Raw genomic sequence first — 15,847 nt, 5'->3', positions numbered from 1 at the left:
CTCTGGGGGTGGCGAGCGACCCGGGTGGCGGGGGGCCCCGCCGTCCTTCCCGGCCCGCGCCGGTTTGTCCCGGGGGGCGCCCGGCGATCGCCGTCAGTCGGACACCTCGCGCCAGGCGGGGTGGTTGCCGCGCCACGCGCCGGCCAGAATGACCGCCGACGTCCGACCGGGGCACTCCTGCACCCGGGAGCGGCCTGACTCGCCGCCGATCCGTACCTGTACGTCCCATCGCTGCCCGTCGGTACGGATGTACACGTCCCGACGCCCACGCTGCGACGTGTCGCCGTTCCACCAGTGTTCTTCGACCCTCACCCCGCGACCGTATAGCAGTTCGTCCGTGGACGACACGGCCGGTGTCGGTCAAGACCACCCCTGGGTGGGGTCACCGGTCAGGCGGACTCCCCCGGCGCCAGGTGGCGGTAGCCGGGCACGGTCTCGGCGAACCAGCCGTTCACGCTGGTCAGGCCGCGCTCGTTGAGCTGCGCGTCGTGGATCGGGAACACCCGCTCGGCCCCGACGGCGGTGGCGAAGTCGATCGCCTCGGTGAGCTTCAGCCAGGAGGCCTGCGCCGGGACCAGCAGCGTCTCGACCAGCCGGTCCGGCCGGTGCAGCGAGTCGCCCGGGTGGTAGACCGCGTCGCCGACGAGGTAGCCCAGGTTGGCGCAGTCGGGCTGGCCGCCGTGGATGGCGGCGTGCCGACCGCCGAGCGCGGTCACGGTGAGGCCGGCGGCGGTGAACCGCTCGCCGGCGCCGACCCTGGTCACGGACAGCGGCGCCAGGTCGGGCAGGACGGCGCCCTGCGGGGCGAAGACCGGCACGCCGAGACCCGCCAACCGGAGCACGTCGACGTGGTCGGTGTGCTCGTGGGTGACGAGGACGGCGTCCGCGCCGGCCAGGGCCCGCGGCTCGCTCCAGGTGCCGGGGTCGATGACCAGCACGCCGCCGTCGTGCTCCAGCCGGACGCAGGAGTGGGTGAACTTGGTCAGCCGCATCCGGCGACCGTACGCCGGTGGCAGCGCCCCGTGTGCCCGGCGGCGGGCGGCACGGGCCGTGCCGGAGGGGTGGCGGCCCGCTTTCCCGGCCGGTTTCGCCGGACGGCCCGGAGACCGTCCCGGGCCACGTGAGAGGCTGCGGGGCGGAAGGGAGTACCGAGATGGGCGACTACGGCCACCCGCTGGCCTTCGGGGCGTTCCTGACGCCCGGCAACGCCGAGCCCGGGCGGGTGGTGGGCCTCGCCGTGCTGGCCGAGCAGGTCGGGTTCGACCTGGTCACCTTCCAGGACCACCCGTACCAGCCCGCGTTCCTCGACACGTGGACGCTGATGAGCTTCGTGGCTGCCCGCACCGGCACGGTGCGGCTGGCCGCCAACGTGACGAACCTGCCGCTGCGCCCGCCGGCCGTCCTCGCCCGCAGCGTGGCGAGTCTCGATCTGCTCAGCGGTGGCCGGGTGGAGCTCGGCCTGGGCGCCGGCGCGTTCTGGGAGGCCATCGAGGCGATGGGCGGGCGCCGGCTCTCCCCCGGGCAGGGCGTGCGGGCCCTGACCGAGGCGATCGACGTCATCCGCCAGGTCTGGGACGTCGGGGCGCGCGGCGGCGTCCGGGTCGACGGCGAGTTCCACCGGGTGGTGGGCGCGAAGCGGGGCCCCGCGCCCGCCCACGACGTGGGCATCTGGCTCGGCGCGTACAAGCCGCGGATGCTGGCGTTGACCGGGAGCCGGGCCGACGGGTGGCTGCCGTCGCTGGGCTACCTGCAACCAGGCGACCTGGGCAGGGGCAACACGATCATCGACGACGCCGCGCGGGAGGCCGGCCGCGATCCGGCCGACGTGCGCCGCCTGCTCAACGTCACCGGTCGCTTCGCCCCCGTCGGCCGGGGACCACTGGACGGCCCCGCCGAGCAGTGGGCCGAGGAACTGGCCGACCTCGCGCTCAGCGACGGGATCAGCACCTTCATCCTGGGCAGCGACGACCCGGAGGACCTGCGGCGCTTCGCCGCCGAGGTCGCCCCCGCCGTACGCGAACTCGTGGCCGGCGAGCGCGCGGCCGGCGCCGCTGCCGCCGTGACCCCGGCGACGCCCGAAGCCGGCGGGCCGCGGGCGACACCCGGGGGCGCCGGGGCGCAGCCGCCGCCCGCTCCCCGTCCGCCCGCCGGCGCGGGGTCCTTCGCCGTCGTCCCGACGCCCGACGACGGCGTGCGCCGCAGCGCGATCCGGGTCTGGGACGAGGCCACGCGCCCCACCGGCCCCGCGCCCGACCCGGCACGCACCTACAGCCCGCACGACCAGGCCGGCGCCCAGCACCTGATCGACGTGCACGACGGGCTACGCGCCGAGCTGACCCGGCTGTACGACCTGGTGGAGCAGGTGGGCGCCGGGCTGGTCGACGCGGGCACGGCCCGCTCCCACATCAACACCATGACCATCCGGCAGAACAAGTGGACCCTGGGCACGTACTGCGAGTCGTACTGCCGGGTCGTCACCACCCACCACACGCTGGAGGACCGGGGGATCTTCCCGCACCTGCGCCGGGGCGACGACCGCCTCGCCCCGGTGCTGGACCGGCTGGAGCAGGAGCACCACGCCATCCACGACGTGCTGGAACGCGTCGACCGGGCGCTGGTCGCGTTCGTCTCCGTCGCCGACGGGATGGCCGAGCTGCGCGCCGCGGTCGACCTGCTCAGCGACACCCTGCTGTCCCACCTCGCCTACGAGGAACGCGAGCTCGTCGAGCCGATCGCCCGGCTCGGCCTGAACTGAAGCCGCCGCCCCACGGCGTGCCGGCGGATCGGAACCGAGCCCGCCGTCGCGCGGCGTGGCGGAGGATCGGGGCATGCCGCGACCACCCGGGCGGGGGCACCGCCGCCTGCCGCACACCGCCGACGTCCGCATCGAGGCGTGGGCGCCGAGCCGGGAGGAGTGCGTCGCCGAGGCGGTCGCCGCGCTGGTCGGGACGTTCGTCGACCCCGCCGGGGCGCCACCGGGCCCGCAGCGGGAGTTCCGTGCGCCGGCCGGTGACGACGACGCGGACCTGCTGGTGGGCGTACTCGACGAGGTGATCTTCCGGATGGAGACGGCGGGTGAGCTGCCGCTGCGCACCGACGTGGCCGACGACGGCGCCGGCGGCCTGGTGGTGCGCTGGCGCACGGCGGACACCGACGCCGTCGAGCTGGTCGGCGCGGTGCCGAAGGCCGTCTCCCTGCACGGGCTGCGCTTCGGCCCCGACCGCGGGGGCTGGTGCTGCGCGGTGACGCTGGACGTGTGAGCCCCCGCGCCCGGTCCTACCCGCGCCGCCCGCTCAGCCCTTCACCACGCCGAGCGGGACCAGCCGGGCCACCTTGCGGCACAGTCCGGCGCCCTCGGCGGCGGCCACCACCGCCGAGACGTCCTTGTACGCCGCCGGCATCTCCTCGGCCAGGCCGCGCCGGGACGCCCCGCGAACCGCGATGTCCCGCGCCTCCAACTGGGCACGCGGGTCCAGCCCGCGCTCCGACCGCACGGCCTGCTTGCGGCTCTGCACCCGGCCGGCCCCGTGGCAGGTGGACGCGAAGGCCGGCGCCCCCGGCACGCCGGTGAGCACGTACGAGCCGGTGCCCATGGAGCCGGGGATCAGCACCGGCTGGCCCACGTCCCGCAGGTCGTCGGGCAGGTCGTCGTGGCCGGGCGGCAGCGCGCGGGTGGCCCCCTTGCGGTGCACACACAGCGCGCGGCGCTCGCCGTCGACGCCGTGCGTCTCGATCTTCGCGAGGTTGTGCGAGATGTCGTAGACCAGGTCGAGCCGGCTGCCGGTGACCCGGGCGAAGACCTTCCGGGCGGCGTCGGCCAGCAGTTGCCGGTTCGCCCGGGCGTAGTTGGCGGCGGCGGCCATCGCGCCCAGGTAGGCGCGGCCCTCGGCGGAGGAGACCGGGGCGCAGGCGAGCTGGCGGTCCGGCACCTCGATGCCGTGGCGGGCCATCACCTTCTCCATCTGCCGCACGTAGTCGGTGCAGATCTGGTGACCCAGCCCCCGGGAGCCGCAGTGGATCATCACGCAGACCTGGCCGGGGCGCAGCCCGAAGGCGGTGGCGGCGGTGTCGTCGTACACCTCCTCGACGGCCTGGACCTCCAGGAAGTGGTTGCCGGAGCCGAGGCTGCCGACCTGGCGCGCGCCGCGCTCGATCGCCCGCTCGCTGACCCGCGCCGGATCGGCGTCGCCGACGGCACCGGCGTCCTCGCAGCGGTGCAGGTCCCGCTCGACGCCGAAGCCGCGCTCCACCGCGTACCGGGAGCCGCCGCGCAGCACCGCGTCGAGTTCCGCGCGCGTCGACAGGTGCCATACCGCGCCCCTGCCCATGCCGCGTGGGGTCGCCTCGCCCAGCCCGTCCATCAGCGCGTCGAGGCGGGGCCGCAGCCCGTCGCGGTCGAGGTCGGCGGCGAGCAGCCGGACGCCACAGGAGATGTCGAAGCCCACCCCGCCGGGCGAGACCACGCCGCCGTTCGCGACGTCGGTGGCGGCCACCCCGCCGATCGGAAACCCGTAGCCCCAGTGCACGTCGGGCATGGCGTACGAGGCGTCGACGATGCCGGGCAGCGTGGCGACGTTCGCGACCTGCTCCAGCGACCTGTCCTCCCCGGCGTCGGGCAGCAGGGACCGGGACGCGAACACCACCCCCGGCACCCGCATCGGGTCGTGCCGGTCGATCCGGAAGCGGTACGGCGACTCCTCGACCAGCTCCATTCCCGGCGGCTACCCGAGCGGACGGCCCTTACACCCGCTCGCCGGCCGCCGGCCGCCGCATCGCCCAGACGTCGGGCCCGCCGGCGGGCACCCGGGCCTGGCCGGTCACCGAGAAGCCCAGCCGCCGGTAGAACCGCACGTTCGGCTCCGACGAGGTCTCCAACACGGCGGGCAGGCCGGCCCGGTCGGCCTCAACCAGGCCGGGCCGCAGCACCCGGGCCCCCAGCCCTCGGCCCTGGGCGGTCCGGCGCACGCCGACGGTGGCGAGCAGGAACGCCGGCTCGGCCGACCGCAGGGAGGCGCAGGCGGCGTCGGCGGCGTGCAGCGCCGGCTGCCGGTCGCCGGCAAGTTCGGCGTTGCGGGCCGCGACGGCGGCCCAGACCTCGTCCGGCACCGGCCGGTCCGGGCGCAGCCAGACCGCCACCGCCGCCAGCCGGCCGTCGGCGTCCGCCGCCGCCCAGACGTCGCCGTAGGGCAGCCCGACGGCGGCGACGGTGCCGGCGAACATCGCCCCCAGCCGCTCCCGGTGCCGGTCGGCGGCGACCGTCCAGGCCATCCAGGGGTACCCGTCGAAGGCGTCGGCGAGCACGTCGGCCGCCTCGGCTGTCGACTCCGGCCCGATCCGGCGTACGTCGAACTCCATGCCGTCCTCCTCGCGCGCCGCCGCCCGGCCGGCGCAGTGCGCGATCATGCCACGGCCCCCGGGGCCGGCGCCCGGGATTATCGGGTGCTCAGAGCCGGTAGAACGCCCGGTAGCGGCGGATCAGCCGCCACTGCACCAGCACCGCCGCCACGGTCAGCAGGATCATCACCAGGGTCGCGGCGGCGGCGTAGCCGTAGCGCAGGTACTCGAAGCCGGTGCGGTAGACGAAGAGCGACAGGTAGGTGGTGGCGTACGGGGGTGGGCCGCCGTCGGTCACCACGAAGGCCGGCACGAAGGAGAAGTGCAGGCTCTGGATGGCGTCGCGCACCGCCAGCAGCCCCAGCACGGGCGCCATCAGCGGCAGCGTGACCCGGCGGAACACGTCCCAGCCGGTGGCGTCCTCGATCGCCGCCATCTCGTAGACGTCGCGGGGCAGCGCGCGGCGGGCGGCCAGCAGCACCACGAAGGTCTCGCCGATGGTGAACAGGCTCATCAGGACGATCGCCGCGCGGGCGTCGGTGGGGTCGGTGAGCCACTGCGGCGGGGTGCGTCCCAGCGCGGTCAGGCCGTTCTCCCCGCCCGTGCGCAGCAGCTGGTTGATCGGCCCGTAGAGGGGGTTGAGCAGCCAGAGCCAGAGCAGCCCGTAGGCGATCTCCGGCACCGCGGTCGGCAGCACCGCCGCGGTGCGGGCGCCGCCGACGCCGACCGCGCGGCGGTGCAGCAGCAGCGCCAGGCCGAGGGCGAAGAGCACCCGCAGCGGTACGGCCACCAGCGCGAAGACCAGCGAGTTGGTCAGCGACACCCGGAACACCGGGTCGTCCAGCAGTGCGGCGAAGTTGTCCAGTCCCACCCAGCGGGGCGGGCGCAGCAGGTCGTACTCGGTGAACGCCAGCGCCAGGGTGACCGCGGCGGGCAGCAGCACCAGTCCGACCAGCCCCACCAGGTACGGCGCCAGCATCAGCGCCAACTGCCGGCGCGAGCGGCGGTCGGTCGTCGTCACGGGGCGTACCGGCGGCCGGAGCCGGCGTGGAAGACGTGCACGTCGGCCCAGCGCACCCCGACGCGTACCGGCGCGCCCCTACCCGGCCGGCGGGCGGCGGGCACCCGGGCGACGACGGGGTGCCCGCCGGCGAGCCTCAGGTACGCGTACGCGTCCTCGCCGACCACCTCGACCCGGTCGACGGTGGCGTCCGTCCCGTCGGTCGCGCCCAGGACGACCGCCTCGGGCCGGAAGCCGAGCTCCATCCCGTCGTGGTCCGCCCCCGGGACGGGGGCGCCGTCGGGGCGCAGCGGACCGTCGGCCGGGAGCAGGTTCATCGCGGGGGAACCGACGAAGCGGGCGACGAAGGTGGTGGCCGGGGTGCGCCAGATCTCGTCGGGGGTGCCGACCTGCTCGATGCGCCCGTCGCGCAGCACGGCGATCCGGTCGGCGAGCACCAGCGCCTCGGTCTGGTCGTGGGTGACGTGCACCATCGTCGCGCCCAGCCGGTCGTGCAGGGCCCGCAGCTCGGCGCGCATCTGCACCCGCAGCGCCTGGTCGAGGTTGGACAGCGGCTCGTCGAGCAGGAACACGTCCGGCTCGCGGACCAGCGCCCGGGCCAACGCCACCCGCTGCCGTTCGCCGCCGGAGAGCTGCCCGGGCCGCCGGTCCAGCAGCCCGGCGCAGCCGACCGTCTCGGCCGCCGCGTGGGCCCGCTCCCGGGCCGCCGCGCGGGGCGTGTCGCGTACCTCCAGGCCGAAGGCGATGTTCTCCGCGACGCTCAGGTGCGGGAAGAGCGCGTACGACTGGAAGACCATCGACACGTTGCGCCGGCCCGGGCGCTCGGCGGTGACGTCCCGGCCGGCGATGCGGATCCGGCCGGCGGTGACCGGCTCCAGGCCGGCGACGACCCGCAGCACCGTCGACTTGCCGGCCCCCGACGGGCCGAGCACCACCAGCAGTTCGCCCCGGGCGGCGGTCAGGTCCACCTCGTGCAGCACGGTCGCCCCCCGGTACGCGGCCGAGACGCCGGTCAGGGAGAGGCCCGGATCGCTCACCCGTGCTCCCCGCGGGCGAAGATCGGCCGGGTCTGCCGGTCGAGGTCGCGGATCACGTCGTCGAGCCGGTCGCCCCGGTGCATGGCGTTCTCCAGGATGCCGTAGGTGACGTCCTCGATCTCCGGCCAGGTGGAGACGGTCGGCAACGCCCGGACGGTGGGGATGGCGTCGAGGAAGACCTTCGCGCTGCGCGGCGGCTGGGCGGGGCCGAGGAACGCCGGGGACTGCGACACCCCGATGTGCGACGGGACGGTACGGCCGGTGGCCGCGATGATCCGCTGCCCCTCCTCGGCGATGGCGAACTCCAGGAACCGCCACGCGGCGTCCTTGTGCTTCGCGCCCCGGGTCATGCAGTACGCGTCGGAGTGCAGCACCCCGACCTGCTCCCGGTAGACGGGCAGCGGCGCGACGTCCCACTCGAAGCCGGTGATCGAGCGGAACGTGGTGGTGGAGCGGCGGGAACTCATCAGCATGGCGAGCCGGCCGTTGGCGAAGCGCGACTCGTCGTCCTCGGCCTCCACCTCCTCGTCGGTGGGCACCACCCCGTACGCCAGCCGCAGGTCCACGAGGTTCTTCAGCGCCTCCCGGGCGGCCGGGGTGTCCAGGGTCAGCCGGGTCGGTTTCGCCGGGTCGTCGACGATCTCGCCGCCGCCCGACCAGACGAACGGGGCGAGGCGGATGATCGACGGCTCGACGCCGAGGCCGTGCACGGCCGGGCGCAGCGCCGCGCCCTCGCTCTCGGTGGCCTTGACCACCACTCCCCGGGAGTCGCGGGTCATCGCGGTCGCGGTGGCGACCAGGTCGTTCCAGGTCCAGCCGGCCCTCGGCTCGGGCACGCCGTGCTTCGCGAACAGGGTGCGGTTGTAGTAGACGGCCAGGCTGGAGACGTTCTGTGGCAGGCAGAGCTGCCGGCCCTGCCACCGGAAGGCGTTCCAGGCCACCGGGTAGTAGTCGGCGGGGTCGACGGCCGCGGAGGCGGCCAGCCGGTCGTCCAGCGGCTCGATGACGTCCTTGGCGGCGAACTGGCCGTAGAAGCGGTAGTTCATCAGGAACAGATCGGGCGGGGCGCCGCCGGCCACCGAGGTGGCGAGCCGGGCCAGCAGGTCCTTGCGGTCGCTGGCCTCGACGAGCTGCACGTCGGCGCCGGGACGGGCCTTCTCGTACGCCTCGACGAGGGTGCGGTAGGCGGCGAGTTCCTCGGGGGCGCCGAAGACCAGCAGTCGCACCGGCCCGTCGGCGGACGACCCGGCGCCGGAGCCGCACCCGGTGGCGGCCAGCACGGCGGTGAGCAGCAGCGCGAGCAGTGCTTTCGGTCGCGTCGTCGGTCGCATCGTCAGTCTTGTCCCGTCGGGTCGTCGTGGTGGAGGAAGCGCCGCTGGGCGAGCACGAAGACGGCCAGCGCCGGCACCGTGGCCAGCACCGCGCCCGCCAGGAACACCGGGAAGTTCGTCGGGTCCAGCACCGACAGGGAGCGCAGCGCCAGCGGCAGGGTGAACAGGTCGCGGTCGTAGACGTAGACCAGCGGGTCGAGAAAGTTCGACCAGGTGAGCACGAAGGTCAGCGCGGTGAGGCCGGCGGTGACCGGACGCACCAGCGGCAGGGCGACCCGCCACCAGGTGCGCAGCGGCGACAGGTCCGCCACCAGGCAGGCGTCGTAGAGATCGGCCGGCAGCGCCCGGAACGCCAGGTGGTAGACCAGGACGTAGAGCGGCGAGGTGCCCAGCAGCGCCGGGGCGACCAGCGGCACCAGGGTGTCGGTCAGGCCGAGCATCCGGAAGATCGCGAAGCGGGGCACGAGCAGCGCCGTGGCCGGCACCATCAGCGCCACCAGGGAGGCCGCCACGACGACGCCGGTGGCGCGCGGGGCGATCCGGGTCAGCGCGAAGCCCGCCAAGGAGGCGACGAGCACGCTCAGCGGCACGGCGACGACCGCGACCAGGACCGAGTTGAGCGAGGCGCGCAGCAGCCCGCCCAGCTCGACGGCCTGCCGGCAGCCGGTGGTGGAGACCGGCTCCGGCACGAGCTGCGGGGTGGGCGGCGGCGGCAGGCCCGGCTCGGTGAGCGAACCGGAGAACAGCAGCAGCAACGGCGGGACGAAGACGAGCAGGACGAAGGCCGCGCCGAGGGTCCGCCAGGCGCGGCCGGCCGCCCCGGGCAGCGGTGCGGGGCCGCGCACGCGGCCCCGCACCGGGTCGTCGCCGATGGTCTCCTGCCTCAGAGCGTGAGCTGCCAGGCGCCGAGGCCGTGCGAGGCGGCGTAGAGCACCCGCTTGCCCGGCACGACGGTCAGCCCGGCGATCTCCACGTTCGGCATGCCCCGGGCCGCCTTCACCCAGGTCGTGGTGCCCTTGGCCAGCCGCAGCACGCCGAAGTCGGTGGCCGCGTAGAGGGTGCCGGTCACGTCGTCGCGGACCAGGTCGGTGATCGGCTGGTCGCCGAAGTCGTACGACCGGTCGGTCCAGGTCGCGCCCGCGCCCGCCAGCCGCACCTCGAACGCGTGCCCGAGGGTGGCCGGGGTGTTCGAGTTGAAGCCGCTGTAGGAGACCCACGCCCGCGCCGGGTCGGCCGGGTCGACGTGGACGCTCGTGACGAAGCGGTTCGGCGTGGCGGCGGTGTCGATGCGCGTCCAGGTGACCGCCGACGCCGGCTCGGCGTCGACGTTGCGGGACACGAACACCCGGCCGGTGCTGGTGGCCGCGTACGCCGTGGACGAGTCGGAGGCGACGCGCTCGACGACCGAGACGGCCCCGCCGGCCCGGTCGCCCCACGCGGCGTCGGTCAGGTTGACCGTGCCCAGCGGCGCGAAGTCGCCGCACTGCGCCTCGAAGGTGCCGGTCCAGGTGTTGCAGATCCGGTCGGCCTCGGCCAGGCTGCGGTCGCCCAGCCCGAACGTCTTCGTCCGGTAGACGGTGCGCGAGGTGCCGGCGAAGATCGTCCCGCTGACCTTCGGGTCGGTGGTCACCGGGGCGTAGAACAGGGTGCCCGGGTGCCCGAAGACCGGGTCGGAGATCGAGATCCAGCTGCCCACGTCGCCGTTGGCGAAGTTCACCTCGGGCGAGGCGTCGTAGAAGGTGTGGAAGCGGAACTCCGGCCTGCCGACGTCGAAGCCGGACGCGCCACCGTCACCGATCATCGTGTTGACCCAGCGCCGGCGCTCGCCCTTGTTCTCCCAGGTGCCGTTGTCCTGGGTGCCACCCTGGAGCAGCCGATGGTCGTGCGGGCTGGCCGAGAGACTGATGAACTGCAACGTGTTCATGCCCTTGTTGATGCCGTCCAGCTTCGACGGGATCTTCGACAGCATCTGCCGGCAGCGGTCCTTCTGCGCCTGCGTGGTCAGGTTGCGGTCCGGGTTGTCGCACCAGGCCGACCGGTCCACGAACTGGCCGCTGGAGCGCATCACGCCGCCGTCGTTGGCCTCGAAGAACTGGTACGGGTTGCGCGGGTTGGTGACCAGGGCGTGCTGGTCGGGGTGCAGTCCGTTGGGGTGCAGCTCGTCGGTGCCGTCGAAGGTCATGTCGGTGCCGCTGACGCCGGCGTCGGTGGAGAGCACCACGGCCCGCTTGTGGGCGACGGTCTCGCCGTAGACGTACGAACCGCCGGTGTAGACGATGTCCGGGTGCCCGGCCGGGGTGTGCACGAACACGTCGTACCAGCACTGGCCGGTGCACTGGTTGTAGGTGGCGTAGCCCGGGTCGGCCGGGTTGGCGCTGCTCAGGTCGGCGAACGCGGGGGCCCCGCCGGCCACGTCGTCGCTGCGGAACAGCCGCGAGTACGGGTTGCCGAGGTTGCCCTCGTAGACGTACATGCGGGTCTTGCCGTTCGGCAGGGCGGTCACGTCGATCGCGGCCCGGGTCTGGAAGACCGCCGGGTTGAGCGAGGGCTTGATCTGCGTCCAGGTGGCGCCGGCGTCCGTCGAGCGCCAGACCCCCCGGGCGTACGAGGAGGCGTAGACGGTGTTCGCGTCGCGCGGGTCGAGCTTGACGTAGCGCACGCCGCGCGGCGAGCAGGTGGCGGTGTTGCCGTATTCGGCGGCGCTGCCGGTGCACTGGGTGGCGTCGGCCGAGCCGTTGTGGATGAACTTCCAGTTCGCGCCGCCGTCGGTGGACTTGTAGAGGCCCCACTTCGCGGCGTCGGGCACGGGCCGGGTGACGCCCGTGCAGCAGGAGCCGGACATGCCGCGCAGGGCGGTGGTGGTGGCGACGTAGAGCGTCTTCGGGTCGCCGGGCTTGACGGTGATCTCGCCGATGCCCTTGCCGGCGAGGGCGTCCTTGCCCAGCGGGCCCTTCCAGGTGACGCCGCCGTTGGTGGACTTGTAGAGCCCGACGCCGGCGACGCAGCCGGAGGCGCAGGTGTTGGCCTCGCCGGTGCCGACGTAGATGGTCAGCCCCGTCCTGTCGTTGCGGTCGATCTTGACCGAGCCGGCCGCGTTGATGCCGAGCGGCCCGCCCAGGTAGAACCACTTCGGCTCGGCGGCGAGGACGTTCAGGGTGCCCCAGACGCCGCCGCCGGCCGGCGTGACGTACGCCCGGCAGAGCAGGGCGTTGCAGTCCGGGGCGATGTCGATGGAGGTGACCCGCCCGCCCGCGACGTACGCGTTCGGCACGTAGTTGCCGGCGTTGCGGAACTCGGTGAACGGGTAGAGCGCCTCGCTGGGGCCGATGTTCGTCCAGCCTCGGGTGCCGCCGGTGCGCCGCTCGGCGGCGGCGTACGCCGACTTGGAGCGGTCGACCTGGGCGATGCTGATCGTGTCGGCCGGGTACGCGCGCTCCAGGAACTCCTGCTGCGCGGCGTTGCCGGGCCCGTCCGGCGACATGCCGTCGCTGCCCGGCACGGCCTGGCGCAGCCGTTCCATGTGGGCGCCGAGCGCGCCCGGCATCTCCCCGTCGCCGGCGGCCGCGACGGGGGTCGGCACCTCGGCGCCGGCGAAGTGGATTCCGATGAGACCGGTCGACGCCACCAGGGCACCGACCGCCAGTCCTGCGAGCAGATGACGACGTCTGCGCTTCACGAGGTCCCTCCGGCAGATGACGGCGCCACTCAGCGCGACCCTCCGGAATGCCGACCGCCGCTGGCAGCGTCCACGGTGGAGAATGACAGAGCGCATCGACGCAGACAACCCCCGGTAGCGACGGGATCGAGTGCGGGGTTGCATCCGCGCGGAGTGGGTAGTGCGCCGGCATGCCATCGCGTTACGAGAACTACCCGAGGATCGCCATCGTCACCGGCGCGGACTCCGGCATCGGCCGGGCCTGCGCCGTCGCCCTCGCGGAGGCCGGCTTCGACGTCGGCGTCACCTGGCACCGCGACGCCGACGGCGCCGAGCGGACCGCCGCCGAGGTACGCGCCGCCGGCCGGCGCTGCGAGGTCGCCGAGCTGGACCTGACCCGGCTGCCGGGCGCCGACGCGGTCGTCGACGAGCTGGCCGACCGGCTCGGCGGTCTCGGTGTGCTCGTCAACAACGCCGGCACCGGGGCGTCCACGCCCTTCGTCGACACCGGCTGGGAGCAGTGGCGCGAGGTGCTCTCCGTCGACCTCGACGGGCCGTTCCTGTGCGGGCAGCGGGCGGCGCGGCGGATGCGGGCCGCGGGGCTGGGCGGACGGATCGTCAACATCACCAGCGTGCACGAGCACGCGCCCCGGGTCGGCTCGGCCGCGTACTGCGCCGCCAAGGGCGGGCTCGGTCTGCTGACGAAGGTGATGGCGCAGGAGCTGGCGGCGGACGGGATCACCGTCAACGCGGTCGCCCCGGGCGAGATCGCCACCCCGATGACCGGTCAGGAGGACGTCGACCCGTTCACCGAGGAGCGTCCAGGGGTGCCGGTCGGGCGGCCCGGCGACGCGCGGGAGGTGGCCGCCGTGGTCGCGCTGCTCGCCTCGCCCGCCGCCGCGTACGTCACCGGCGCGTCCTGGCCGGTGGACGGCGGCATGCTGATGATGGGCCCCCAGGCCAACTCGTTGGAGTCGCACGACTGGCGCTCGGTGCGGGGGTGAGGCGCCGCCGCGCCGGGACGCCCCGGCGCGGCCCCGCCCGCCGGGCGCGCACAGCTCGGCACCCCGGGGCCCGGTGACCGTCGCGGCGGCGGGACAATGGGAGCCTCCGCCCGCGAGGCCGCCGGCGGGGTCCCCCGATCGGCAGGAGAACGGTCAGCGTGTCGGAAACTCCCGGGGCGACGTCGCCGGCGGACGGGCTGCGCGCCGACTGCGCCCGGTGCTTCGGGCTCTGCTGCGTCGCGCCGGCCTTCGCCGCGTCCGCCGACTTCGCCATCGACAAGCCCGCCGGGCAGCCCTGCCCCAACCTGCGGGCCGACTCGCGGTGCGGCATCCACGCCGACCTGCGCGACCGGGGCTTCCCCGGCTGCACCGTCTTCGACTGCTTCGGCGCCGGGCAGCGGGTGGCCCAGGTCACCTTCGGCGGGCGGGACTGGCGCGACGCGCCGGAGACCGCAGCGCGCATGTTCGACACGTTCGCGGTGATGCGACCCCTGCACGAGCTGCTCTGGTACCTGACCGAGGCGCTCGCGACGCGCCCGCCGCAGTCGCTGCACGACGAGTTGTCCGTCGCGCTCGACGAGACCGGGCGGCTGACCCGGGAGCCCGCCGACACGCTGCTGGGTCTCGACGTGGACGCGTACCGGGGGCGGGTCAACCCGCTGCTGTCCCGCGCCGGGGACGCGGCCCGGGCCCGGGGCGGCCGGCCCGGCGTGGACCGGCGGGGCGCCCACCTGTTCGGCGTCGACCTGCGCCGGACAGACCTGCGCCGGGCGAACCTGCGCGGGGCGCTGCTGATCGGCGCCGACCTGCGCGGCGTCGACCTCGGCCTGGCCGACCTCACGGGCGCCGACCTGCGCGGGGCCGACCTGCGCGGCGCGGACCTCTCCGGTGCCCTGTTCCTGCACCAGTCCCAGCTCGACGCGGCCCGGGGCGACCGGCACACCGCCCTGCCGCCCGCCCGGACGCGACCCGGGCACTGGTCACCACTGTCGCTCACCCCGCTGCCCCGCGCACCCCGCTCCCCCGCCCGCACCACCCGCCCACCACGCCCCCGTTGACCCCCACCCCCGCCTCCCCTCCCACCCCGCTCTTCCCCTGCATCCTCACCCCTCCGGCTCCCTGGTCCGACACCTCCCGCCCGTGCTCCCACCCCACCTCTCGCTCTTCGCGATCATGCAGTTGTGGTGCTGCGCATACCGGCGGCAACCCGGCCATAACGGGCACCACGACTGCATGATCGCCCCGCCGGGCGGGCAGCGCGGGACGGGGCAGACGAGGCGCGGCGCGGGGGTCGGAGGCGGGCGGGTTTTGGGTGGAGGGCTTCGGGTAGCCGGGGGCGGACACGGCATCGGCGGAACGCGGCGGTGCGACGGCACGGGGAGGCAGTGGTGGGGTATCGGGCGCGCGACGGGGAGCTGCCGGTCGATCCGGCGCACGCCGAGGACGAGGCCGGCCAGGCCCGGCTGGTGCAGGTCGAGGCAGACACCGACGTCCCGGCGCCGGACGACACGACGACGAAGCCCGACATCGTCACCGAGGACGACGGGTCGGGCATGGCGGGCGGCGCGTCGGGCAGTTCCAGCGGCGGCTCCGGCATGCCGGGCCACCCGGACGCGGCTCGCTGAGCACCGCGGAGCACGTTTGCGGGCAGGCCACCCGGACGCGGCTCGCTGAGCACCGCGGGGCACGTTTGCGGGCAGGCCACGGGGGCAGGAGAGCGGCATGACCGATCAGAACCGTACCGACCGGGCCGCCACCGACGAGCCGGACGGCGCCACCGCCATGCAGGCGTCGCTGCGTCCGCCGGGCGAGTCCCTGCGCAGCACCGACGACACCGGCGACGACTTCGCCGACCTGCCCGCCGAGGACCGGCGGTCGGCCCGGGAGGTCAGCCGCGCCGGCTACGACGTGGACGCCGTCTCCGGCACCACCGACCCGAGCCGCACCGAGTGACCTGAGCGCCGGCCCGCCCGCCGGTCCGATCAGCGGCCGGCGGGCACCGCCGACGCGCGGGCCTCGGTCATGCCCCGGTTGGCCAGCGCGTCGGCGCGCTCGTTCTCCGGGTGGCCGTTGTGCCCCTTCACCCACAGCCAGGTGACCTCGTGCCGGGCGCACGCGGCCTCCAACCGCTGCCACAGGTCGGCGTTCTTGACCGGCTGCTTCGCGGCGGTCCGCCAGCCGTTACGCTTCCACGAGGCCAGCCAGCTGGTGATGCCGTTGCGCACGTACGTGCTGTCGGTGTGCAGCTCGACGGTGACCGACCGGGTCAGGCTCTCCAGGGCCTGGATGGCCGCCATCAGCTCCATCCGGTTGTTGGTGGTCGGGGTCGCCTCGCCGCCGCACAGTTCCCGCTCGTGCGCGCCGTAGCGCAGCACCACGCCCCACCCGCCGGGGCCGGGGTTGCCGCTGCACGCCCCGTCGGTCCAGATCTGCACGACCCTGCCGGCCGTCTCGTCCACCATGCC

General features: G+C 74.8%; 16 protein-coding genes. 6 read left to right on the top strand and 10 right to left on the bottom strand.

Going from position 1 to position 15,847, the window contains the following annotated elements; genetic code table 11:
- Nucleotides 1-93: 93 nt before the first annotated feature.
- Nucleotides 94-312: a hypothetical protein gene (locus tag ACLQ20_RS14155; RefSeq protein ID WP_089000245.1), complete on the bottom strand. Its 219-nt coding sequence runs from the start codon at nucleotides 310-312 to the stop codon at nucleotides 94-96.
- 77 nt (nucleotides 313-389) lie between these two features.
- Complete coding sequence (locus ACLQ20_RS14150; RefSeq protein WP_425855871.1) at nucleotides 390-992, bottom strand: MBL fold metallo-hydrolase; 603 nt, start codon at nucleotides 990-992, stop codon at nucleotides 390-392.
- 161 nt (nucleotides 993-1,153) lie between these two features.
- Between ACLQ20_RS14150 and ACLQ20_RS14145 the strand changes: the two genes are divergently transcribed.
- Nucleotides 1,154-2,755, top strand: coding sequence for an LLM class flavin-dependent oxidoreductase (locus tag ACLQ20_RS14145; RefSeq protein WP_151453667.1), 1,602 nt, complete (start codon nucleotides 1,154-1,156; stop codon nucleotides 2,753-2,755).
- A gap of 73 nt (nucleotides 2,756-2,828) precedes the next feature.
- Entirely contained in the window at nucleotides 2,829-3,260 is a 432-nt protein-coding gene (locus ACLQ20_RS14140; protein WP_151453666.1) for an archease, read from the top strand.
- 33 nt (nucleotides 3,261-3,293) lie between these two features.
- Here ACLQ20_RS14140 and ACLQ20_RS14135 read toward each other — a convergent pair whose 3' ends face one another.
- The 7 genes from ACLQ20_RS14135 to ACLQ20_RS14105 form a co-directional block, all read right to left on the bottom strand.
- The gene (locus ACLQ20_RS14135) at nucleotides 3,294-4,712 is read right to left on the bottom strand and encodes an RtcB family protein (protein ID WP_425855868.1); all 1,419 of its coding nucleotides are present in this window, start codon (nucleotides 4,710-4,712) and stop codon (nucleotides 3,294-3,296) included.
- A 28-nt stretch (nucleotides 4,713-4,740) separates the two neighbouring features.
- Nucleotides 4,741-5,355 carry a GNAT family N-acetyltransferase gene (locus tag ACLQ20_RS14130; protein WP_151453689.1) on the bottom strand — a complete coding sequence of 205 codons (615 nt, stop codon included), beginning with the start codon at nucleotides 5,353-5,355 and terminating at the stop codon, nucleotides 4,741-4,743.
- Nucleotides 5,356-5,443: 88 nt separating this feature from the next.
- Nucleotides 5,444-6,313 (bottom strand): carbohydrate ABC transporter permease, encoded by an 870-nt coding sequence (locus tag ACLQ20_RS14125; protein WP_358118382.1) that lies wholly within the window; start codon nucleotides 6,311-6,313, stop codon nucleotides 5,444-5,446.
- A gap of 38 nt (nucleotides 6,314-6,351) precedes the next feature.
- Nucleotides 6,352-7,392, bottom strand: coding sequence for an ABC transporter ATP-binding protein (locus ACLQ20_RS14120; RefSeq protein WP_425855866.1), 1,041 nt, complete (start codon nucleotides 7,390-7,392; stop codon nucleotides 6,352-6,354).
- Complete coding sequence (locus tag ACLQ20_RS14115; protein WP_425855863.1) at nucleotides 7,389-8,723, bottom strand: ABC transporter substrate-binding protein; 1,335 nt, start codon at nucleotides 8,721-8,723, stop codon at nucleotides 7,389-7,391. Before ACLQ20_RS14115 ends, ACLQ20_RS14120 begins: the two co-directional genes overlap by 4 nt.
- A 2-nt stretch (nucleotides 8,724-8,725) precedes the next feature.
- Nucleotides 8,726-9,580 (bottom strand): carbohydrate ABC transporter permease, encoded by an 855-nt coding sequence (locus tag ACLQ20_RS14110; RefSeq protein ID WP_425855862.1) that lies wholly within the window; start codon nucleotides 9,578-9,580, stop codon nucleotides 8,726-8,728.
- A gap of 26 nt (nucleotides 9,581-9,606) precedes the next feature.
- Nucleotides 9,607-12,399 (bottom strand): exo-alpha-sialidase, encoded by a 2,793-nt coding sequence (locus ACLQ20_RS14105; RefSeq protein ID WP_425855861.1) that lies wholly within the window; start codon nucleotides 12,397-12,399, stop codon nucleotides 9,607-9,609.
- A gap of 170 nt (nucleotides 12,400-12,569) precedes the next feature.
- Here ACLQ20_RS14105 and ACLQ20_RS14100 point away from each other — a divergent pair, with 170 nt between their 5' ends.
- The 4 genes from ACLQ20_RS14100 (at nucleotide 12,570) to ACLQ20_RS14085 (ending at nucleotide 15,335) form a co-directional block, all read left to right on the top strand.
- Entirely contained in the window at nucleotides 12,570-13,382 is an 813-nt protein-coding gene (locus ACLQ20_RS14100) for an SDR family oxidoreductase (protein WP_327028417.1), read from the top strand.
- A gap of 158 nt (nucleotides 13,383-13,540) precedes the next feature.
- Nucleotides 13,541-14,440 (top strand): pentapeptide repeat-containing protein, encoded by a 900-nt coding sequence (locus tag ACLQ20_RS14095; RefSeq protein WP_425855859.1) that lies wholly within the window; start codon nucleotides 13,541-13,543, stop codon nucleotides 14,438-14,440.
- Nucleotides 14,441-14,770: 330 nt separating this feature from the next.
- Nucleotides 14,771-15,007, top strand: a complete 237-nt coding sequence (locus ACLQ20_RS14090) for a preprotein translocase YidC (RefSeq protein ID WP_151457037.1) — start codon at nucleotides 14,771-14,773, stop codon at nucleotides 15,005-15,007.
- 97 nt (nucleotides 15,008-15,104) lie between these two features.
- A complete protein-coding gene (locus ACLQ20_RS14085; RefSeq protein WP_121398427.1) occupies nucleotides 15,105-15,335 on the top strand; it encodes a hypothetical protein in 231 nt (76 codons plus the stop codon).
- Between the two features lie 29 nt (nucleotides 15,336-15,364).
- Here ACLQ20_RS14085 and rnhA read toward each other — a convergent pair whose 3' ends face one another.
- The gene (gene rnhA, locus ACLQ20_RS14080) at nucleotides 15,365-15,844 is read right to left on the bottom strand and encodes a ribonuclease HI (RefSeq protein WP_132239639.1); all 480 of its coding nucleotides are present in this window, start codon (nucleotides 15,842-15,844) and stop codon (nucleotides 15,365-15,367) included.
- Nucleotides 15,845-15,847 lie beyond the last annotated feature (3 nt).

Origin of the sequence: Micromonospora sp. DT46, from assembly GCF_049841735.1 — a bacterium.
Taxonomy (GTDB): domain Bacteria; phylum Actinomycetota; class Actinomycetes; order Mycobacteriales; family Micromonosporaceae; genus Micromonospora; species Micromonospora reichwaldensis.
Note: the sequence above shows the minus strand (reverse complement) of the source record. Positions and strands in the feature narration are given on the sequence as shown.